Below are 19,373 nucleotides of genomic sequence, written 5' to 3' on the forward strand. Positions count from 1 at the left end.
AATGATGACTAAGCAAACATCCGCAAACGCGAACAGCACGCCACCTGACCGCATCGATCCCGGCGCGCCGCCGGAGACCCCGGCTTCGCCTCCCCCGATCGAAGAACCGATGCGGCAGCCTGGCGAATTCGATCCTCCCGCGCCCGATACCACGGTGCCAGGCGGCACCCCGATGGAAACGCCGCCTCCGCCCGATTGAGCTTTGCCGGTGTTGTTCGCGTCACCGGCTCACATCCATGCGGCGATCGAGCCTCAGCCGGCGGCGAACAGCATTCTGGCGATCTGCATCATGTAAGACCCTTGCACGGTTGCCCCCCACATCTGCGGGGCCGCTCCCCCGATTTCTGGCGCGCGCAGCGCTACGGGGCATTCCATGCAGCGTGCCTGCACCCCGGGAGTAGCAAACAGCCGGTTTGTGTCTGCCGCGATCCGGGACACCATGGCGCTGCGACCGGCGGCCAGATGCGCAAACAGATCCGCGCCACCGCCGCGTCGGGATTGCTTTTCGGGCGCTGCCATGTCGACAAACAGGGAGGTCAGGAAATCGGGCTCCGGCGCCAGGAACCGGGTGTGATACGCCCCCTCCTTCAGCTCGGCGCGACCGGCAGCATAGGCAACCGCTTCTTCCAGCCCGCCAAATCGGTCGACAAGACCGAGCTGTCTTGCTGTTCCGCCGGCCCAGACCCGCCCTTCGGCGACAGGAGCAACCCGTTGCAGGGGCAAGCCGCGCGATGTCGCGACCAGGCTCAGGAACCGGCCGTAGACGCCTTCGATCTGCGCCTGCATCACCCGCTCGAGTTCCGGCGTGAAGCCACCAAGGATGTCAGGCTGTCCCGATAGCACCGTGGTCTGCACCCCATCGGCATTGATCCCGATCGCCCCCAAGGAGTCCTCCAATGTGGGAACGACGGCAAATACCCCGATGGATCCCGTGATCGTCGAGGGTTCGGCAAAGATCGCCTCGGCAGGGGTTGCCACCCAGTAACCGCCGCTCGCGGCGACATTGGCCATGGAAACAACGATCGGAATGCCTTTGGCCTTGTGCCGCAAGATAGCCTGACGGATCTGTTCCGAGGCCAGTACCGAACCGCCCGGGGAATCGACGCGCACGACCAGGGCGGCAAGCTCGTCGTCCAGCGCTTCGTCCAGCAGCGCGGCAATGCTTTCTCCTCCCGCCGCGCCCGGTCCTGCCTTGCCGTCGACGATCTCTCCGGCGATGGTGACCACGCCGATCGCCGCGCCATCGTTCTCCAGCGGGTTTGCAGCCAGCCAGGCATCATAGGCTGTGTGGGCATAGGCACCCGGCATTTCGGTAAGGACGGGATCGGGTCCTGCAATGCCGGCTACATGCGCACCGAAAGCTTCGCGCGTCCCGAGCTTGTCGACCAGCCCTGCCGTGAGCGCGGCGCGCGCGGGATCGCCGCCTGCCGCCTCGATAAGGCGGGCAGGCTCGCTGGCCGCCAGGTCGATCTGCGCTTGCGGACGGGCACGCTTCACCTCGTCCTGCCAGTTGGTCCACAAACTGTCGTACAAGGCGCGTGCGGCCTGTTCGGCGGCAGGCGATTGATCATTGCGCTCGAACGGCTCTACTGCGCTTTTGTAAGTGCCCACGCGATAGATGTGTACATTCACTTTCAACCGTTCAAGCAAGTCTCCGTAATAAAGGCTGGTGCCACCGGGGCCTGCGACCAGCGCGCCGCCCAAGGGGTCAAGCCAGACTTCATCGGCATGCGCGGCAAGCTGGAACGCATCATCGGCATAATAGATCGCATGAGTCAGCACCGGCTTGCCCGCAGCCCGCACCTTGTCCATTGCTTCGCCGATACGGGACAGATGCACGCTTCCGCCGCCCAGAAAATAATCGAGGTCGAGCACGACGAGCTTGATGCGCTCATCGCTGGCCGCCCCTTCTATGGCACGCACCACGTCAAGCGCCCGATGCTCCTGCACATTTGCGCGCGACGACAGCAGCAACGACAGCGGGTCGATGGTCTGCGGCTCTTCCACCACCACGCCGTCAAGCGCGACCAGCAGGGCACCATCGCGCACCAGCGCCGGTTTGGGAGAATAGCTGAGTGCAGCATAAAGCAGGCCGAAAAACAGAAGCAGGAGCAGCAGGACCAGACCATCCTTGATCCCGACCAGCAGTTTCCAGACCTTGCGTGCAAAAGCCATGTTGTATCCTTGAGCGGGAGCGGACGTGTACCCGGGGGCGAACCGGAAAGAAGCCTTTGCTGCGTGATGCCACCAGCCGGAGCGGGTTGCGCGCCTTATTAGGCAATTGCCGGTCTGCCCGCAAATGCGAATGACACAACAGGATGCTGACGGCGATGACGGTGGCTTTGCACGCTCCTTGCGCTGTTCAAGCCGCATTGATAGGAATTGCGGCAGATGCGCGACACGCCCCTGCCCGACCCTGCTCAACCGCCTGCTGTTCGTGCTGATCAGTATCCTGCCGGAAGGGCTGCTTTCCCGCACAAGGATCTTGTCGGCATCTCCAGCCTGGCGCCCTGGGAAATCCTTTATCTGCTGGATGAGGCGGAGCAATATGTCGCATTGAACCGCCAGCGCCACAAACATGTGGACACGCTGGCCGGGCTCACCATCATCAACGCTTTTTTCGAAAACAGCACCCGCACGCTTCTGTCGTTCGAGATTGCGGGAAAGCGGTTGGGCGCTGATGTCGTCAATATGCATGCCGCCACATCCAGCGTGAAAAAAGGCGAAACGCTGATCGATACGGCCACTACATTGAACGCGATGCGGGCCGACGCGATCGTCATCCGCCATGCCAGTTCGGGCGCGGTGCAGCTCATCGCGGACAAGGTCGACTGCCCTGTCATCAATGCAGGCGACGGGCGCCATGAACATCCCACGCAAGCCTTGCTGGACGCATTGACGATGCGCCACTGGATGCAGGGGCGCATCGTGCCGGATGGCACAAAGCCCCTGCACGAACAGGGCGCAGGAGGCTTTGCCGGGCTCAAGGTCGTGATCTGCGGCGACATCCTGCACAGCCGGGTCGCGCGTTCCAATATCCTGCTGCTGTCCGCACTTGGCGCGCAGATCCGCGTCTGCGCGGCGCCTGCGCTGATGCCGGCCGCCATGGAACGGATGCGAGTGGAACCGTTCAACAATTTTGACGCTGCCATTGCGGGTGTGGACGTGGTCATGATGCTGCGGCTTCAGCAGGAGCGAATGGCTGGCTCGTTCATTCCCTCGGCAGGGGAATATCGCGCACTCTACGGCCTGACGCCGGAACGCCTGGCGCTGGCTGCGCCGCATGCGCTTGTGATGCATCCCGGGCCCATGAACCGCGGCGTGGAGATCGATTCGGTCGTGGCAGACATGCTTGGCCGCTCGGCAATCACGCAACAGGTAGAGATGGGTGTCGCGATCCGCATGGCCTGCCTCGACGTTCTGACCCGACGGGCTCGGCATGTGCCGGGCTGGCGTTTGCCCGAGCGAGATCCGGCGGCGGGGAATGCAGCGGTGGGCGATCCGGCGGCTGCGGACAGGCCGCAGGACCCCTCATGAAGCCTGCACCCCCTCTGACGATCACGAATGGCCGGCTGCTGTGCACAGATGGCATCAGCGATGCCGCATCGCCGGTTGTTCTGCTTTGCCAAGGTGATCGGATTGTTGGCACCAGCCGCCAGATAGACAGCGGTGAGACCAGTGCAGCTGGCCATCGCGTATTCGACGCGCGTGGCATGGTGGTGATGCCCGGTATTGTCGATCTCGGCGTGTTCGAGATCGACAAGCCTGCCTTTCATTTCGGCGGTATCACCCGTGCCGCGCTGATGCCCGATCAGGCGCCCCCGCTCGATTACCCTGCCCGCGTGCGCTTTGCCGCTGCTTTTGGCAAACCTGACCTGTGGGTTCACCCCTTGGCGGCCGCAACCAGGGGCTTGGCTGGAACGCAGCTGGCGGAAATGGCGCTGATGAAGGAAGCAGGCGCCAGGGCGGTGGCAACCGGCCGCAGCTGGATAGCGGATAGCGGCGTGATGTTGCGCGTGATGCAATATGCAGCGATGCTTGACCTTCCCGTGATCACCCATGCCGAAGATACCGGGCTTGCAGGAGATGCAGTCGCAACAGCCGGCGAAATAGCGACGCGCCTTGGCCTACCTGCGGCGCCTGCCGAAGCAGAAGCGCTGGCAATTGCGCGTGATCTGATGCTGGCAGCGATGAGCGGCGTACATCTGCACATCAGGCAGGTGACGACACGCGCCGGGCTGGATCTGGTCCGCAAGGCGAAGGCCGGCGGAACGCGCGTCACCTGCGGCGTCACGCCTGCGCATTTCATGCTTTCTGATATCGCGATGGCGGATTTTCGCACCTTTGCCCGCCTGTCGCCCCCGCTGCGCAGCGAGGAAGACCGGCAGGCTGTGCGTGAAGCGCTTGCCGACGGCACGATCGACGTGATTGCATCGGGCCATGACCCACGCGGACCGGAAGACAAGCGCCTGCCTTTTGCCGATGCAGCGCCCGGTATGGCGGGTGCCGAAACGCTGCTTCCGCTCACCCTTGCACTGGTGAGGGACGGGTTGATCGGCCTGCCGCGCGTCTGCGCCCTGCTCTGCACCAATCCTGCCACCATTCTGGGCATTGCGGCAGGCGTGCTTGAGAAAGGTTACGAAGCGGATGTGGCCATCGTGGATGTGGACCGGCCGTGGATCGTCGATTCGGACCGCATGCAGGCGCAGGCAGGTAACACGCCGTTTGACCGGCAGCCGCTGCAGGGCCGCACAGCTGCTCTGTTCAAGGGCGGCATGCAGGTGGGGCAGTAGACCGGACGTGCATGGCAGGAAGAAAAGCGGCGTGACCCTTGCGCTCTGCATGGCGACGCTTGCCGCCTGCTCTCCTCCTCCCGGCGGCTCTGCCTCCGACGCTGTCGCGGTATCGCAGCAACAGACCCGACGCGACCCGGTCCTTACTGGCAGCAAGACAGCGGCTGTGGGGCAGGCAACGGCTGATCGCAGCGCCTTGGCGCAATTTGCCCGCTCCGAACTGCAGGTGGAGCGGTTCCAGTCAGCCCGCGCTGACCTTGATGGCGACGGCGTGGCTGAAACGCTGCTGTATGCACAAAGCGGCGGGTGGTGCGGCAGCGGCGGCTGTACATTGTTCGTGCTGCAACAGGAAAACGGGTTCTATCGCACCATCAGTCAGACAACCATCGTCCGCCCGCCCGTTCGCGTGCTCGACAGCAGCAGCAATGGCTGGCGCGATCTCGCCGTTCGCGTATCGGGGGGTGGTGCGGCAGGAAAAACGGTGCGGCTCTCTCACGATGGATCGGCCTACCCGCTCAACCCTTCAATCCTGCCTGCCCTGTCTTTGCCCGGCGGCACTGCCGGACAGACATTGATCGCGGAGTAAACTGACCTGGCGTTTGCCAACGCACACGAACCGGCCGGCAGATATGCAAAGCTGTAGATGGCTTCAGCGTTGCTTGCGCACCAAAAGGACAGGCGCCTCGACCGTGCGCACAAGTGCGGTGGTGGTCGACCCCACGATCAGGCTGCGCAGCGGCGAATGGCCATAAGCGCCCATCACCAGCATGGCGCCCGGTGTCCTTGCTACAATCGCGGGCAGCACTTCTTCCGGATCACCGCGCTCCAGCAGCCTTGTCACTGCAAAGCTGCCAGCAAGGCGCGCGCTGCCTTCATCGAGCAGGCGGCGGTTCACCGCATCATCGGCACCCACTGTCACCATCGTCGCCGGCAGCCCGGCAAAAGCCGGTGATTGCAGCAGGCGGTCGATAGCCAGATCGGCCGCCTCGCTGCCGTCATAGGCGATGACGATATGCCGAGGCGCGGATCCGTCGAGCCCGGCCACCAGCACTGGCCGGTCGCTGGCACGCACGACGCGCTCGACCTTGGACCCGATGTGCCCTTGCGCAAACCGGTGACTTGCCCCGCGCCGGCCGATGACTACGCAGCGCGCATGTACTTCGCGCTCCAGAATGGTCTCTACAATGCCACCGTGCCGATGCAGCAACCGGACCGACGGCGCGCCAGCAGCAAGCGCTGTTTCCCGCGCGGCCTCGAGCAGGAGTCGACCATGCTCGACTTCCAGGCGGGCTGAACGCTCCTCCATTTCGGTAAGCTCTTCAAGGAGGGCGCTCTTCACCCCGAGACCGATCGCACCCGACAGGTCCCGGCGGCGCGCTACCGCCGCGTGTCGCTGCACCACGCGCAGGATCTCGACCGGCAGGCCAAGCCGCTGCGCTGCCCATGCGGCCAGTTGCACGACTGGCGCTGAGTATGGCGAGTCGTCAATGCAGGCGAGGATGCACTCTTCATCCGCCGCCTCAACGTTGGCGAGATCGTTCGTCAATGCGCTCCTCCGGCAGCGGCGGCTTCCTTGTCGTGCGTTGCATAGCGTTCGATCATGCGCGCACTGTCGGGGTTGAGGCCGATGATGTCCACCTCTGCCCCTTCGCGGCGGAACCGGTGCACGACCTTGTCGAGAACGTCGACACCGGTGATATCCCAAAGATGCGCGGCAGAAACGTCGATCGTGATGCGGTCCAGCACTTCTGAAAAATCGAAGGCCGAAATGAAGCGGTCCGAGCTGGCAAAGAACAGCTGTCCACCGACGCTGTAAGTGCGATGACGGCCATCGGGAGACAGCTGCGATGCGACGTCGAACAGGCGCGTCACCTTGCCGGCAAAGAACAGTCCTGACAGGATCACGCCGACAAGCACGCCCTGCGCAAGGTTGTGCGTCCACACGACCACCGCGACGGTCACGATCATCACCACGCTCGACTGCCAGGGATTGAAGCGCAAATCGCGGATCGACCGCCATGAAAAGGTGCCGATCGACACCATGATCATGACTGCCACCAGGCTGGGCATGGGGATTTGCGCGACCCAGGGTCCAAGCACGATAATCAGGAACAGCAGCGTCACGCCGGCGGTCAGCGCGGACAGCCGGGTCGAGCCGCCCGACTTCACATTGATGACCGATTGCCCGATCATCGCGCAGCCGCCCATGCCGCCAAGAAAGCCGGTGAAGAAATTGGCGATGCCCTGCCCCTTCATCTCGCGCCGCTTGTCAGATCCGGTGTCGGTCAGTTCGTCCACGATCTGCGCGGTCAGCATCGATTCCAGCAGGCCAACCGCCGCCATGGTCAGCGAGAACGGCAGGATGATGCGCAGGGTCTCAAGCGTGAGCGGCACATCGGGCAGCGCGAAGAAAGGCATTGTGCGCGGCAGTTCACCCATGTCGCCGACGGTGAACACCCTTGTCCCGGTAAAGATCGTGAATGCGGTCAGCACGACGATGGCAATCAACGGCGATGGTACAAGCCGCGTCACCCGCGGCAGGCCATAGATTATCGCCAGCCCGGCAGCGACGAGCGCGTAGGTTTCCCAGCCAACGCCCACCAGCTGCGGCCATTGCGCCATGAAGATGAGGATGGCGAGCGCGTTCACGAACCCCGTCACCACTGAGCGCGAGACATATTGCATCAACAGATCGAGGCGCAGGAAACCGGCGATGATCTGGATGATGCCCATGAGTATGGTGGCAGCGAACAGATAGCCGACGCCATATTGCTGCACCAGCGGCACGACGATCACCGCCACTGCTGCCGTTGCGGCAGAAATCATGCCGGGGCGTCCGCCGGTAAAGGCAATGATGACGGCAATGGTGAAGCTGGCATAAAGGCCGATCGCGGGATCCACTCCGGCAATGATCGAAAAGCCGATCGCTTCGGGGATCAGCGCCAGCGCCACGACCAGCCCGGCCAGCACGTCCTTGCGCGGCGATGACAGCCATTCCCGGCTGATGGCGTCAAGAGAGGGCATGAAGATACCTTTGCAAGCAGCCGCGGTGAAGAGAGCCACCCTTCAGTCCGACTGAAACACAGCACCGGCCGACGGCCGGTCGAAACCAAAAGCGTGCGGAGCAGCCGTAAGGATCGCGTGCTGGCACCGCAAGGGTGTCGTGCCTTATCGCAACGTCGCTTCGGCAGGTGGGGTGCCGCTATCTGACGGCAAGGTCCAGATCCCCACATTGACGCCTATGGCGAGCGCCAGCACGAGCATCAGCGCCATGCGTTTCATGTCATTCTGCCTGAACGCAAGCCACGCACCAACCAGCAGGAGAATGCCAGCCAGCATTAAAACAGAAAGGACGAGGTTCAGCATCATTCCACATTAGCCACATGGCGGCGCCGTGACAAAGGGAAGAACGCACGCAAGCATCGCGCAGGAACAAAATGCAAGCCTTGAACGCTGGCACAGATGACAACCGGATCCATCCTGCAACCGGTCATATCAAGAAAGAACCATGTGCATGAGCATCTTCGGCAAGATCAAGGACGCCATATTCGGCGCTGACGACAATGATGATACGCAAACCGCCACTCGCACAGCGACAGCGCCGTCAACCCGCAGCGCTGTGCCGCCACCGGCTGCACAACCGCGCACGACCACTTTCAGCCGCGCACCGGTCAAGGAAGTCGATGTCGAGGAACGGCTTGGCAAAAGGGGTGAAGGCCAGGATCTGAACTGGCGCAGTTCGATTGTCGACCTGATGAAGCTGCTGGGGATCGATTCCAGCTATGACAACCGCAAGGAACTGGCCGAAGAACTGGGGCGCAGCGACTATTCAGGATCGGCGGAAGACAACATCTGGCTGCACAAGGCAACGATGAAGGAGCTTGCGAAAAACGGTGGCCGGGTGCCGGCGTCCATGCTGGACTGATGCTCTTGAATGCCGAACGCCCCGACCTGACCACAGGCCGGGGCGTTTGTACCTCGTTAAAATCGCCAGATCAGGCGGCGCTTGGCGCCGCCTTGCGCACGCCTTCGTCCACGTGATCCTCGAACTGGGCGAAATTGTCGACGAACAGCTTGACGAGCTTCTGGGCTGTGCGGTCGTACTCATCCTTGTCGGCCCAGGTCGAACGCGGATCAAGAATGCTGCTGTCCACGCCATTGACGGCAACCGGCACGTCGAAACCGAAGTTGGGGTCCTTGCGGAACTCGGCATCGTTCAGCGATCCGTCCAGGGCCGCGTTCAGCAACGCACGGGTTGCCTTGATCGGCATGCGGCTGCCAGTTCCATATTTGCCGCCGGTCCAGCCGGTGTTGACCAGCCAGCATGACACGCCGCCCTTGGCAATGCGCTCCTTCAGCAGGTTGCCGTATACCGAAGGATGGCGCGGCATGAACGGCGCGCCAAAGCAGGTGGAGAACGTTGCTTCGGGTTCGGTCACGCCGATCTCGGTCCCTGCCACTTTCGCGGTATAGCCCGACAGGAAGTGGTACATGGCCTGATCCGGTGTCATGCGCGAAATCGGGGGCAGCACACCGAAGGCATCGGCAGTCAGCATGATGACGTTGGACGGCACCGGGCCCATGTTGTCCGCAGAAGTGTTGGGAATTGCTTCCAGCGGATAGGCGCCGCGTGTGTTCTCGGCCAGGGCATTGTCATCGAGGTCGAGCGCGCGGGTATCCGGATCCATGACCACGTTTTCCAACACCGTACCGAAGCGCCGCGTCGTGTTGTAGATCTCCGGTTCCGCTTCCTCTGACAGGCGGATCATCTTGGCGTAGCAACCGCCTTCGAAATTGAAGACCGCCGTGTCCGACCAGCCATGTTCGTCATCGCCGATCAGCGTACGGCTGGCATCGGCGGACAGCGTCGTCTTGCCGGTGCCGGACAGGCCGAAGAACACCGCTGTCTTGCCATCGGGGCCGATATTGGCCGAACAATGCATCGGCATCACCTTGCGCGGGGGCAGCAGGTAATTGAGGATGCCGAACACGCTCTTCTTCATCTCGCCCGCGTAACGGGTGCCACCGATGAGGACGAGCTTTTCGGTGAAATTCACCGCCACGATCGTTTCACTGCGCGAGCCGTGCCGTTCGGGATCCGCCTGGAAGCTGGGCAGGTCGATGATGGTGTATTCCGGCGTAAACTTGGCCAGTTCGGCTTCTGTAGGACGCACCAGCAGCGTGCGGATGAACAGATTATGCCATGCCAGCTCGTTGATGACGCGGACGCTGACCCGGTATTCTGGCTGCGATCCACCAAACAGATCGGCGACATACAAGGTGTCCTGCTTGCCCACCGCCTTGAAGAAATCCTCCTTCAGATTGGCGAAATGTTCAGGCGTCATCGACACATTGGTCTTGCCCCACCAGATCGTGTCTTCTGTTTCGGCATCACGGACGATGAACTTGTCCTTGGCCGACCGTCCAGTGTGCGACCCTGTTTCCACCACCAGCGGGCCGGATGCGGCAAGCTTGCCTTCACCATTTGCCAGCGCATGTTCCACAAGCTGGGCGGTGCCGAGATTACCGTGGATGGTTGCGGAAGTTTCGATGCTCAACGCAGTGTTCAGCGGCACGCGTATTCTCCTAAGATCATTGCCCAAGACATGAAGGGGCAGACAGAACGGGCATTTGATGTCGATTGAACGGGTCGACACGCAGAACAGGTCGCAGCCGGATGAAAAAACATGGTGCTGCAAGGCGTTCTGCCTGCGTGCGATCATGCGCCGAACGGACGGATCCTGCTGCCGGACTCGGACCTGCGCATACCTTGAGGTGCAGCTTTGGTCAAATTGCACGTCGGAACGCCTGATTACGGGACATCTTGCAATTGGATTGGCAAAGCGTCTCAAGGCAAGCTCATGCAACCACAATTGCTGAACATGCATGGCATCCGCCTGGCCATTGCGGTAATCCTGCGCCGCGCGCATATGGCGCATGGCGAACGGATCGCTTGATCGACCGGCCGTGCAGTGGTGCAAGGCCAACGGCAACAGCAGTTCTTCAGGGAAAGCACATCGAATGCCGCACACTGTCGCCCTAGTCGATGACGATCGCAACATTCTTACCGGATTGTCCATCGCGCTGCAGGCAGAAGGCTTCGAGACACGCAGCTATCTGGATGGCGCGGCCGCGCTTGATGCGTTGCTCGACAATCCGCCAGACCTGGTGGTGTGCGACATCAAGATGCCGCGCATGGACGGACTGGAACTGTTGCGGCGCCTCCGGATGAAATCCACTCTGCCGGTGATACTGCTGACATCGCGAACGGATGAGCAGGACGAGGCGCTCGGCCTGTCGACAGGCGCTGACGATTACATCGCCAAGCCGTTCTCGCAACGTCTCCTCATTGCCCGTATCAATGCACTGCTGCGTCGCGAGGAGATGATCCGGCGTCGTCTGGCAGGCACGGAAGCTCCCGGCAGCGCAGAGAAAATCGTGCGCGGGCGCCTCGTGCTTGAGCCGGAGCGTCATTGTGTCAGCTGGGACGGGCATGCAATATCGCTGACGGTCACGGAATTTCTCATCCTGGAGGCGCTTGCGCAGCGGCCAGGGGTAGTGAAGACGAGAGACCAGCTGATGAACGCCGCTTACAAGGATGACGTTTTTGTCGACGATCGCACGATCGACAGCCATATCAAGAGGTTGCGCCGCAAGTTCAAAGATGTGGACGATGATTTTTCCGGCATCGCAACGCTGTATGGGGCAGGCTACAGCTTTGCAGGCGACTGATCCCCGGACGCCCGGCGACCAAGCGTCAGGTCGCGCTGACACGATTGCACCGGACCGGAATGCCAGCCACATCGATGTGAGCCTCAACCTTGCCGGACGCAAGGGTGCAGATACAAGCAGAACAGCAGCGCCGGCCAGTCCAAGCCCGCTGTTCTGGACCCGCGGCTTTTCACTCACCACACGCATTCTGGCGGTCAATATCCTCATCGTTGGACTGTTCGCCGGGGGGCTGTTTTTCCTTGATTCCTACCGCAAGCAATTGCTGGCAGAGCGCTTCAAGCTCGCACGCTCCGAAGTCGAGATCATTGCCAATGCTCTGGCAGAAGCCCCATCAAGCGAACATGCAGCCCTGCTTGCCAGGATCGGTGCCGAGCAGCAGTTGCGCCTGCGCACTTTCGATGCAAAAGGCGCGCTCCAGACCGACAGCTTCGTGATCGCAGAGCCCAGCTTTGCCTTTGCCGACCCGGCAGAAGCAGGAGCCGACGAGGCGTTTGCCCGCTGGCTTGATCGCGGCGTCGATTTTCTTGTCGGTGCGCCGCCGGTGCTGCCGTACGAACCTCAAGCAGACGCGGTTGATCGTGCCGTTCCGCACAAGAAGGATCAGTTTGCCGAAATCTTCGTTGCCGAACAGGCGGGATCAGGTGCCGTGCGGCTGCGCTACGCACCCGATCGCACACCCGTCATCACTGCGGCCGCACCTTACGGAGCGCAGGGTGAAACCGTACTGACGCTGCGCAATGCAACCGACATCACGCAGGCGATCCGCTCTGCACGGCAGACCTTGCTCATCGTGCTTGCGCTGGTCATTCTGCTGTCGGTGCAGATGTCGCTGTTCCTTGCGCGCACTATCGTTCAGCCGCTCAAGCTGCTGGCCGGGGCAGCGGCGCGGGTGCGGCTGGGCCGGGAGCGCGAAGTGGTGGTGCCGCGCCTGCCGGAACGGGGGGACGAGATCGGCCTGCTCGCGCGGGCATTGTCGGACATGACCGGTGCCTTGCGCGAACGCATCGACGCAGGCGAAGCCTTTGCCGCAGATGTCAGCCACGAGTTGAAGAACCCGCTGGCGTCGCTTCGCTCTGCGCTCGAGACGTTGACGAATGTCGACGATCCCGATCTCCGCTCCCAACTGATGGATATTGCCCAGCAGGACGTGCGAAGGATCGACCGGCTCATCACCGAAATCGCCGATGCAAATCGGGTGGATGCGGAACTGAGCCGTGCCACTTTCCTGCCGGTCGACCTGTTCGCACTCGCACAAAGCGTCATTGGCGGCCGCACCGCTGCCACGCGGATCGGAGAAGAGCGGCAACTCTCCTTTGCCGTCCGGGGTGCACCGGCAAGCGCAACGATGGTGACAGGCGATGCCGCAAGGCTTGAGCGGGTCCTGGAAAACCTCATCGACAATGCGGCCAGCTTCTCGCCGCCGCAAGGTTCGGTCGTGGTTGCTTTCAATGAGCGCCGCGACTGGGTTGAAATGACTGTGACGGACGATGGCCCCGGAATAGAGCCTGCGGACCGGGAAAGGATCTTCGAACGCTTCCATTCTCATCGCCCGGACGAGGACAGCTTCGGTTCGCACAGCGGACTTGGCCTTGCGATTGCCCGCGCGATCGTCATTGGCCACGGCGGCAGTATCCACGTGCGCGACCGCAAGGATGAAGCCCCCGGCGCCGAAATGGTGATTACCCTGCCAGCCATGACGACATGATGTGCACACCGGGCGCTGCGGATGGCAACCGGACGGTGCGTGACGAATGCGTACCCCACCAGGCGACAGCGCTTGCAATAGCGCGCCGTGCGATCCTGATAGAGGGGGACCCGGGAGCAGGCAAATCGTCGCTGGCACTGGGCCTGATTGATCGCGGCGCCGTCCTGATCGGCGATGATGGCGTGCTGCTGTGCCGGCGTAATGGTATGTTGTGGGCGGTGCCGCATCCCAACACGCGCGGCATGATCGAGGTTCGCAATGTCGGGATCATCACCTTGCCAGTGACAGAAGCGCCCGTCGCGCTGGTCATTCGCCTCGACGTGCAGGCACCGCGCTATGTCGAACAGGCACCGCAGGTGGTGCGCGCCGCGACCGTTCTGCCCTGCATCAGCCTTTCGCCCGATGCTGCAAACCTGCCGATCCGGACCGAATTGGCCCTGTCGCTTCATGGAAAATTGGCTAGAACGGTCGCCATGGGCAAGGACGGATCTGTACCAGCGGGCGGATCGCACGATCTCGGAAAAGGCTGATGGCCGACGACGCTCAGGTCAGAACTCGGGTGCTGTTGGTCACCGGCATGCTGGGAGCGGGCAAGACGACTGCACTGCGCACGCTTGAGGATCTTGGCTGGCAGCCGATCGACAATTTCCCTGCCCGCCTGTTGTCACAGCTTCTCCGCAAGCCGCCTCACGTGCCCGCCCCGGCGCCGCTGGCGATCGGGCTTGACGCACGCACACCCGAATTTGATCCTGCTGCTCTCATCATCGAAGTGCAGGCCATTGCCAAACAGGGTGTGGCTTCCTTTTCGACCCTGTTTCTGGATTGCGCGTCTGACGAACTGGAACGGCGCTATAATGAAACCCGGCGGCGCCACCCACTTGCCGCTCAGCGCCCTGTGGCGGCGGGTATTGCAACAGAACGCGATCTTGTGGAGCCGCTGCGGGGCTGGTCCGACATGATCATATCGACGACCCGCCTTTCGGCCCATCAGCTTGAAAAGACGATCCGGGCATCGTTCAGCCTTGAGATCGCGCAGCGTACCACCGTGACGGTCTCCAGCTTCGGCTTTTCGCGTGGCATGCCACCTGTCGCCGATCTCGTCTTTGACATGCGCTTCCTTGACAACCCTTATTGGGTCGATGCGCTGCGCCTGCTTGATGGCCGCGACGAGGCTGTGGCCGATCACATCCGCAATGATCCCGCCTGGTCGCAAGCATTTGCCCGCATCCGCGACCTCGTCCTGACTTTGCTGCCGCTTTATGAGGCGCAGGGCAGAAGCTATCTCAATATGGCATTTGGCTGCACCGGTGGCCGGCATCGCTCCGTGTTCAGCGCGCAAACCATGGCCTGCGTCCTGCGCGATGCAGGGTATCATCCCGTCACCCTGCATCGTGACCTTGACTTGCCTACCGGTGATCTCAAGGAGGACACAGGGTGATGCGGTGGACGGCAAGGCAAGGCCGCAGTATCGCTCCACCTGCACGGTGCAGGGCTTCAGACTGATGCTGTGGACAAATGCGAGAAGAGAAATGATCGGGCTGATACTCGTAACCCATGGCGACCTTGCGCAGGAGTTCGTCCATGCAATGGAGCATGTCGTCGGTCCGCAGGACAGGATTGTGCCGGTGTGCATCGGTCCCAATGACGACATGGAAGCGCGACGCGCGCAAATCAGGGAAGCGATCGTTCAGGTAAACGATGGCCGCGGCGTCATCATCCTTACCGATCTGTTCGGCGGAACGCCTTCCAATCTGGCCATATCGCTCCTGCAGGCAGGGACGGTGGAAGTGATCGCGGGGTTGAACCTGCCCATGTTGATACGATTGGCCGGGTTACGCAGGGATACGCCAATTACCGAGGCAATACTTGCCGCGCGGGAAGCCGGGCGCAATTACATCACCATTGCGTCACAATATCTGGACCAGGAGGCGTCAAGATGAGAGAGGCGACCCCGATCCCCACAGCGCGGCGTGTTGTCGAAGTTGTCAATCAGCGCGGCCTGCATGCCCGCGCCAGCGCGAGATTTGTCAATCTGGTGCAGGAATTGCCCGCCGGCACCAACGTGAAAGTGGTGCGTGACAACAACAGTGCTGCCGGCGGATCAATTCTTGGGCTGATGATGCTTGGCGCCGCCCGCGGCGATACCATCGAAATCGTGACCAGCGGCGCTCATGCGCAGGATGCGCTTGAGAAGCTTTGCGCATTGGTGGCCGATCATTTCGGCGAGAACTGATCGCGCGGATGTTGCTGCACTCATGATCGAGCCCATCACCGGCCTGTCCAACCCGGCTGTAAAATATCTGCGTTCTTTGCGCGACAAGAAGCATCGCCGGCGCGAGAGGCGTTTCATGGCCGAAGGGTTGCGCCTGCTTACAGATGCGCGTGTCACCGGGCATCTGCCTGTCATCCTCGCCATGGCGGCATCGCGTGACCCGCATCCCCTGCTCGACACTCTTATTGGCGAGGTTGCGGCAGGCGGTGGCAGGGTTCTGGAACTCTCCGAAGCAGCGCTGACCAAGGTTACCGGCAAAGACAATCCACAAGCCGTCTGCGGTGTCTTTGATGAATTTGATACAGCACTGAACCGGATCGACCGCAGTTCGTCATCGATTGTTCTTGTTACGCAGGCGATGCGTGACCCGGGCAATCTGGGCACCATGCTGCGAACGGCCGATGCTGTGGGGGCTGGCGGGCTGGTGCTTGTCGACGGTTGCGCCGATCCGTTTTCCGTTGAAGCGGTGCGCGCCAGCATGGGCGCGATCTTCACTGTACCCCTGGCAGTCGCCCCGTGGAGCGATTTTCGAGAATGGCTTCGCAGCGGCCCCGGCCAACTCGTCGGTGCATCGCTGCGCAATGCGCAAGAGTACCGCGGGGCTCCCTACCAAAGCCCCTGCTTCGTCATGGTTGGCAACGAGTCGCGCGGGCTTCCTCAGGATCTTGAAGACGAGTGCGACCTGCGCGTCACCATCCCCATGCATGGCCGCGCCGACAGCCTCAACGCCGCCATTGCAGGAGCCGTGCTTTCCTATGAGGCCGTTGCCGTGCTTTGTCGCGATAGGGGCTGATCCGGCATTTGCCCGTCACTTATCGACCTGTCACTCATCGACCTGTCGCTGATCTGCCTGTCGCTGATCTCCCCTTCACCGATCTCCCCTTCACTGGCAGTGGAACCGGGTTGTAGCTCGGCAGCGTCCTGATCCGGATCCGGGAAATTGCCCAGGCGGCGCGGGATCGAATTGAGCGGCGCAGCTTCGTGGAGCTCTCTTGCCGTGGTGTCGATCGACAACTCCTCGAACCGCTCCCCGGTTTTTCGCAAATTGGTGTCAAACGATCCCACCAGTGCGTCAAAATGCTGATTTGTGGATTGAAGGCTTTTACGCAGACTTGAAATATGGCGCGCCACAACAGACAGGCGATCGTAAAGCTGCTTGCCGAGTTCGGCGATTTCGGTCGCGTCCGCCTGCACTCCTGCCTGCCGCCACACGGTTGCGACAGTCAACGCAATGGACATGAAATTGAGTGGCGAGGCAAGCACCACTTGCCGCTTCAAGGCATAATCCAGTAGATTGTTATCCTGCGTCAGCGCGGCATAGAGCACATGTTCACCCGGAATGAACATGATCACGAAATCCGCCGAGCCCTTCACGAAATCCTGATATCGCTTCGCCGACAGCGCATCGATATGTGTCCGCACCTCACGCGCATGACCGCGCAGCAGTTCCTGCCGCTCCTCTTCGGTGTCGGCTTCATTGGCCCGCGCATAGGTGTTGAACACGTTCTTGACGTCAACGACCAGGCGCCGACCGCCTGGAATGTTGATTATGGCGTCCGGGCGCAAAGCCCCGTCATCCCCCGCAACGCTGAACTGGGCATTGAAATCCGCCTTGTCGTAAAGGCCGCAGCTTTCCAGCAGGTTTTGCAACTGCAATTCGCCCCAATCGCCCCGCGCCTTGGTCGCACCGCGCAGCGTGGTGGCAATGCGGTTCGCGCCTTCGAGCACCCGGTCCTGCCCCGCTCGAACCTCGCCAATAACGCCTTTGAGCTGCTCGAAACCCGAAGCGTTGTTCTTCTCGATTTCCTCCATGCGCTTGCGGTAACGGTCCAGCGTCTCACCAACCGGCGCCACTTTCTTTTCAAGCGCTGCCAGGCTTTCCTTGTTGAGCGCATCAAAATCGGTCTTTGCGCGCTCCATGAAGCGGTTCTGCGCTCCTGCAAGCAGCTTTTCCGCGATTTCGTTGAACTTGGTCTGCAGCTTTTCCTCCGCTTCTGCCAAGCGGCCGTATTCACGGGCAAAAGCTTCTTCCCGCTCCTTGTCACGCAAGCGCGCTGCCTGTTCTTTTTCCTCGGCTCCGCTTTGCTGCTGGGCGACCAGCCGTTCTGCCTTGTGGCGGGCAGCATCGCTTTCCAGAAGGCTGGCGCGCAGGTTGGCGATGTCGCTGCGCAGCGTTTCGGCGCTGTTGCTTCGTTCAACGGTTTCGCTGCGCAGGCCTGCAACCTGCGCCTGAGCATCGCGCAGACGTTCTTCGCGATCAAGCAGGCGCTGCTCCAGTTCGCCGGCCCGTGCCGCACGCTCGCTCATCGTTGCCAGCTCACCGATGGCGGCACGAAAGCGATCGTCCAGATCCCTGGCGCGCGTTTCCGCCTCGGCATGGCGGTCGCGCCAGGCGGCGCTGGACTTTGCTCCGACGAACCAGCCCGCCGCTGCTCCGATAAGAAGCGCGGCGATGATGATGATTGCAATGATCAGATCCATCGTTCCGAACATACAGTGAACGATGGGGGTCGCAAGACCTTTTGCCGACTAGCCCCCGAGGGCGTTGCGGCACCTGTTCTGCATCACGCCGCCTTGCGCAGCTTGTCGAGCTTCTTCAAGGCCATCTGCCGCTTCAGGCGAGAAAGATGATCTATAAACACAATACCTTCGAGATGATCCATCTCGTGCTGAAGACAGATAGCCATCAACCCGTCCAGATCTTCTTCATGCGTCTTGCCGTCAAGGTCCTGCCATCTGGCGCGGACGCGAGCCGGTCGTTCCACCTCGGCATATATCTCGGGAAGCGACAGGCAGCCCTCGGTATAACCCTGCCGCTCGTCCGACGGATCGGTTATTTCAGGATTGATGAAGACGCGCGGCAATTTCTTCACCGGTCGGTGGTCGTGACCGCAGCCATGATCATCGCAGTCCTGCGCTGGTGCGTCGCCATCCGGCTCCTGCAGATCGATCACCAGCACGCGCAGTGGCACACCGACCTGGATTGCCGCCAAGCCGATGCCGGGTGCGTCATACATGGTTTCAAACATGTCTTCGACCAGGGTTCTGAGCGTGTCGTCGAAGCTTTCGACAGGCCTGGAAACCTGTTTCAGCAACGGATCGGGTACTTCAATGATTTCGCGAATGGCCATAAGCTTCATGATAGTGCGCCTGGCTCGCCTCGACAAGCCACAGCCGAGTTAACATTCACGCGATCAGAAAAAATCAAACGGGCAGAAACAATCAGACGGGTCGGCGCGCGCGCAGGGCCTGTGCAAGCGTACCCTCGTCAAGATAATCCAGCTCTCCGCCCACTGGCAGCCCGTGTGCAAGCTGGGTTACCCGCACCGGCCGGTTTTCCAGCCGCTCGGCGATGTAATGTGCGGTCGTCTGCCCCTCCAGCGTCGCATTCATCGCCAGCACGACCTCCTCGATGTGGCTTTCGTCGCCACTTTCCCCGCCTGTCTGGCCGCGCATGTCGATCCGTTCAAGCAAGCGACCGATCGACAGATCCTCGGGACGCACACCATCAAGTGCGGACAGCCGCCCTCCCAGCACGTGGTATCGCCCTGCAAACAGCCGCGCCCGATCGAGTGCCCACAGATCGGCCACATCCTCCACCACGCAGAGCAGGCGACGGTCCCGGCGTGGGTCGGCGCAGATACCGCACGGATCACATGTATCGACATTGCCGCAAAGATGACATTCAACCAGAGTGGTGCGCACCGCTTCAAGGCTGTGCAACAGCTCCGGCAGCGCGTTTTGCCGGCGCTTGATCAGCCACAGGACAGCCCTGCGCGCAGAGCGCGGCCCCAGCCCCGGCAGTCTGGCCAGCGCGCCGGCCAATGCTTCGATCTCTTGCGATGCCATCGCGCCGCAGATAGGGATTGCC

Annotated in this window: 20 protein-coding genes; 12 read left to right on the forward strand and 8 right to left on the reverse strand. The window is 61.8% G+C overall.

Annotated features, from left to right (window positions below; genetic code table 11):
* Positions 1 to 4: 4 nt before the first annotated feature.
* Positions 5 to 199 carry a hypothetical protein gene (locus tag RM533_RS05115; RefSeq protein ID WP_311340111.1) on the forward strand — a complete coding sequence of 65 codons (195 nt, stop codon included), beginning with the start codon at positions 5 to 7 and terminating at the stop codon, positions 197 to 199.
* A 53-nt stretch (positions 200 to 252) separates the two neighbouring features.
* On the opposite strand, the gene sppA is transcribed toward RM533_RS05115, so the two are convergent.
* A complete protein-coding gene (gene sppA / locus RM533_RS05120) occupies positions 253 to 2,175 on the reverse strand; it encodes a signal peptide peptidase SppA (protein WP_311340112.1) in 1,923 nt (640 codons plus the stop codon).
* A 216-nt stretch (positions 2,176 to 2,391) separates the two neighbouring features.
* On the opposite strand from sppA, the gene RM533_RS05125 reads away from it, so the two are divergent.
* The 3 genes from RM533_RS05125 to RM533_RS05135 are packed head-to-tail and all read left to right on the forward strand — an operon-like array spanning position 2,392 to position 5,379.
* Positions 2,392 to 3,537 carry an aspartate carbamoyltransferase catalytic subunit gene (locus tag RM533_RS05125; RefSeq protein ID WP_311340113.1) on the forward strand — a complete coding sequence of 382 codons (1,146 nt, stop codon included), beginning with the start codon at positions 2,392 to 2,394 and terminating at the stop codon, positions 3,535 to 3,537.
* Positions 3,534 to 4,793, forward strand: a complete 1,260-nt coding sequence (locus tag RM533_RS05130; protein ID WP_311340114.1) for a dihydroorotase — start codon at positions 3,534 to 3,536, stop codon at positions 4,791 to 4,793. The genes RM533_RS05125 and RM533_RS05130 overlap by 4 nt, the downstream gene beginning before the upstream one ends.
* Positions 4,794 to 4,824: 31 nt before the next feature.
* A complete protein-coding gene (locus tag RM533_RS05135; RefSeq protein WP_311340115.1) occupies positions 4,825 to 5,379 on the forward strand; it encodes a hypothetical protein in 555 nt (184 codons plus the stop codon).
* A 63-nt stretch (positions 5,380 to 5,442) separates the two neighbouring features.
* Here the strand turns inward: RM533_RS05135 and RM533_RS05140 are convergent, their stop codons facing one another.
* From RM533_RS05140 to RM533_RS05150, 3 genes are all read right to left on the reverse strand, one after another.
* Positions 5,443 to 6,339 carry a universal stress protein gene (locus RM533_RS05140; protein ID WP_311340116.1) on the reverse strand — a complete coding sequence of 299 codons (897 nt, stop codon included), beginning with the start codon at positions 6,337 to 6,339 and terminating at the stop codon, positions 5,443 to 5,445.
* Complete coding sequence (locus RM533_RS05145) at positions 6,336 to 7,817, reverse strand: SulP family inorganic anion transporter (RefSeq protein ID WP_311340117.1); 1,482 nt, start codon at positions 7,815 to 7,817, stop codon at positions 6,336 to 6,338. The genes RM533_RS05140 and RM533_RS05145 overlap by 4 nt, the downstream gene beginning before the upstream one ends.
* A 144-nt stretch (positions 7,818 to 7,961) precedes the next feature.
* Positions 7,962 to 8,159: a hypothetical protein gene (locus tag RM533_RS05150; RefSeq protein ID WP_311340118.1), complete on the reverse strand. Its 198-nt coding sequence runs from the start codon at positions 8,157 to 8,159 to the stop codon at positions 7,962 to 7,964.
* Between the two features lie 148 nt (positions 8,160 to 8,307).
* Here RM533_RS05150 and RM533_RS05155 point away from each other — a divergent pair, with 148 nt between their 5' ends.
* Positions 8,308 to 8,718 carry a DUF3597 domain-containing protein gene (locus RM533_RS05155; RefSeq protein ID WP_311340119.1) on the forward strand — a complete coding sequence of 137 codons (411 nt, stop codon included), beginning with the start codon at positions 8,308 to 8,310 and terminating at the stop codon, positions 8,716 to 8,718.
* A gap of 70 nt (positions 8,719 to 8,788) precedes the next feature.
* Here RM533_RS05155 and RM533_RS05160 read toward each other — a convergent pair whose 3' ends face one another.
* The gene (locus tag RM533_RS05160; RefSeq protein WP_311340120.1) at positions 8,789 to 10,369 is read right to left on the reverse strand and encodes a phosphoenolpyruvate carboxykinase; all 1,581 of its coding nucleotides are present in this window, start codon (positions 10,367 to 10,369) and stop codon (positions 8,789 to 8,791) included.
* Between the two features lie 445 nt (positions 10,370 to 10,814).
* Here RM533_RS05160 and RM533_RS05165 point away from each other — a divergent pair, with 445 nt between their 5' ends.
* The 7 genes from RM533_RS05165 to RM533_RS05195 all read left to right on the forward strand — a co-directional run bounded on the left by RM533_RS05165 (position 10,815) and on the right by RM533_RS05195 (position 16,295).
* The gene (locus tag RM533_RS05165) at positions 10,815 to 11,525 is read left to right on the forward strand and encodes a response regulator transcription factor (protein WP_311340121.1); all 711 of its coding nucleotides are present in this window, start codon (positions 10,815 to 10,817) and stop codon (positions 11,523 to 11,525) included.
* On the forward strand, positions 11,494 to 13,230 hold the full coding sequence (locus tag RM533_RS05170; protein WP_311340122.1) for an ATP-binding protein: 1,737 nt from the start codon (positions 11,494 to 11,496) through the stop codon (positions 13,228 to 13,230). The genes RM533_RS05165 and RM533_RS05170 overlap by 32 nt, the downstream gene beginning before the upstream one ends.
* Entirely contained in the window at positions 13,227 to 13,760 is a 534-nt protein-coding gene (locus RM533_RS05175) for an HPr kinase/phosphorylase (RefSeq protein WP_311340123.1), read from the forward strand. Before RM533_RS05170 ends, RM533_RS05175 begins: the two co-directional genes overlap by 4 nt.
* Complete coding sequence (rapZ, locus tag RM533_RS05180; protein ID WP_311340124.1) at positions 13,760 to 14,668, forward strand: RNase adapter RapZ; 909 nt, start codon at positions 13,760 to 13,762, stop codon at positions 14,666 to 14,668. The genes RM533_RS05175 and rapZ overlap by 1 nt, the downstream gene beginning before the upstream one ends.
* 91 nt (positions 14,669 to 14,759) lie before the next feature.
* Positions 14,760 to 15,170, forward strand: a complete 411-nt coding sequence (locus RM533_RS05185) for a PTS sugar transporter subunit IIA (RefSeq protein ID WP_311340125.1) — start codon at positions 14,760 to 14,762, stop codon at positions 15,168 to 15,170.
* A gap of 14 nt (positions 15,171 to 15,184) precedes the next feature.
* Positions 15,185 to 15,463, forward strand: a complete 279-nt coding sequence (locus RM533_RS05190; protein WP_432265035.1) for an HPr family phosphocarrier protein — start codon at positions 15,185 to 15,187, stop codon at positions 15,461 to 15,463.
* A gap of 22 nt (positions 15,464 to 15,485) precedes the next feature.
* Positions 15,486 to 16,295 (forward strand): TrmH family RNA methyltransferase, encoded by an 810-nt coding sequence (locus tag RM533_RS05195; RefSeq protein WP_311340127.1) that lies wholly within the window; start codon positions 15,486 to 15,488, stop codon positions 16,293 to 16,295.
* Here the strand turns inward: RM533_RS05195 and RM533_RS05200 are convergent.
* The 3 genes from RM533_RS05200 to recR form a co-directional block, all read right to left on the reverse strand.
* Entirely contained in the window at positions 16,256 to 17,983 is a 1,728-nt protein-coding gene (locus RM533_RS05200) for a DNA recombination protein RmuC (protein ID WP_311340128.1), read from the reverse strand. The genes RM533_RS05195 and RM533_RS05200 overlap by 40 nt on opposite strands.
* Positions 17,984 to 18,066: 83 nt before the next feature.
* Entirely contained in the window at positions 18,067 to 18,633 is a 567-nt protein-coding gene (locus RM533_RS05205; RefSeq protein ID WP_311340180.1) for a peptide deformylase, read from the reverse strand.
* 91 nt (positions 18,634 to 18,724) lie between these two features.
* Positions 18,725 to 19,351: a recombination mediator RecR gene (recR, locus tag RM533_RS05210; protein ID WP_311340129.1), complete on the reverse strand. Its 627-nt coding sequence runs from the start codon at positions 19,349 to 19,351 to the stop codon at positions 18,725 to 18,727.
* Between the last annotated feature and the right edge of the window lie 22 nt (positions 19,352 to 19,373).

Origin of the sequence: Croceicoccus esteveae (genome assembly GCF_031846435.1) — a bacterium.
In the GTDB taxonomy this organism is placed as follows: Bacteria; Pseudomonadota; Alphaproteobacteria; order Sphingomonadales; family Sphingomonadaceae; genus Croceicoccus; species Croceicoccus esteveae.

Bases quoted from the DNA above. Each gene is read 5' to 3' on its own strand.
- RM533_RS05125 (WP_311340113.1), top strand. From the start codon at position 2,392: ATGCGCGACACGCCCCTGCCCGACCCTGCTCAACCGCCTGCTGTTCGT.
- RM533_RS05150 (WP_311340118.1), bottom strand. From the start codon at position 8,159: ATGCTGAACCTCGTCCTTTCTGTTTTAATGCTGGCTGGCATTCTCCTG.
- RM533_RS05175 (WP_311340123.1), top strand. From the start codon at position 13,227: ATGATGTGCACACCGGGCGCTGCGGATGGCAACCGGACGGTGCGTGAC.
- RM533_RS05200 (WP_311340128.1), bottom strand. From the start codon at position 17,983: ATGGATCTGATCATTGCAATCATCATCATCGCCGCGCTTCTTATCGGA.
- RM533_RS05205 (WP_311340180.1), bottom strand. From the start codon at position 18,633: ATGGCCATTCGCGAAATCATTGAAGTACCCGATCCGTTGCTGAAACAG.
- RM533_RS05165 (WP_311340121.1), top strand. From the start codon at position 10,815: ATGCCGCACACTGTCGCCCTAGTCGATGACGATCGCAACATTCTTACC.
- RM533_RS05115 (WP_311340111.1), top strand. From the start codon at position 5: ATGACTAAGCAAACATCCGCAAACGCGAACAGCACGCCACCTGACCGC.
- RM533_RS05195 (WP_311340127.1), top strand. From the start codon at position 15,486: ATGATCGAGCCCATCACCGGCCTGTCCAACCCGGCTGTAAAATATCTG.
- RM533_RS05145 (WP_311340117.1), bottom strand. From the start codon at position 7,817: ATGCCCTCTCTTGACGCCATCAGCCGGGAATGGCTGTCATCGCCGCGC.
- RM533_RS05130 (WP_311340114.1), top strand. From the start codon at position 3,534: ATGAAGCCTGCACCCCCTCTGACGATCACGAATGGCCGGCTGCTGTGC.
- sppA (WP_311340112.1), bottom strand. From the start codon at position 2,175: ATGGCTTTTGCACGCAAGGTCTGGAAACTGCTGGTCGGGATCAAGGAT.
- RM533_RS05155 (WP_311340119.1), top strand. From the start codon at position 8,308: ATGAGCATCTTCGGCAAGATCAAGGACGCCATATTCGGCGCTGACGAC.
- RM533_RS05185 (WP_311340125.1), top strand. From the start codon at position 14,760: ATGATCGGGCTGATACTCGTAACCCATGGCGACCTTGCGCAGGAGTTC.
- RM533_RS05170 (WP_311340122.1), top strand. From the start codon at position 11,494: ATGGGGCAGGCTACAGCTTTGCAGGCGACTGATCCCCGGACGCCCGGC.
- rapZ (WP_311340124.1), top strand. From the start codon at position 13,760: ATGGCCGACGACGCTCAGGTCAGAACTCGGGTGCTGTTGGTCACCGGC.
- recR (WP_311340129.1), bottom strand. From the start codon at position 19,351: ATGGCATCGCAAGAGATCGAAGCATTGGCCGGCGCGCTGGCCAGACTG.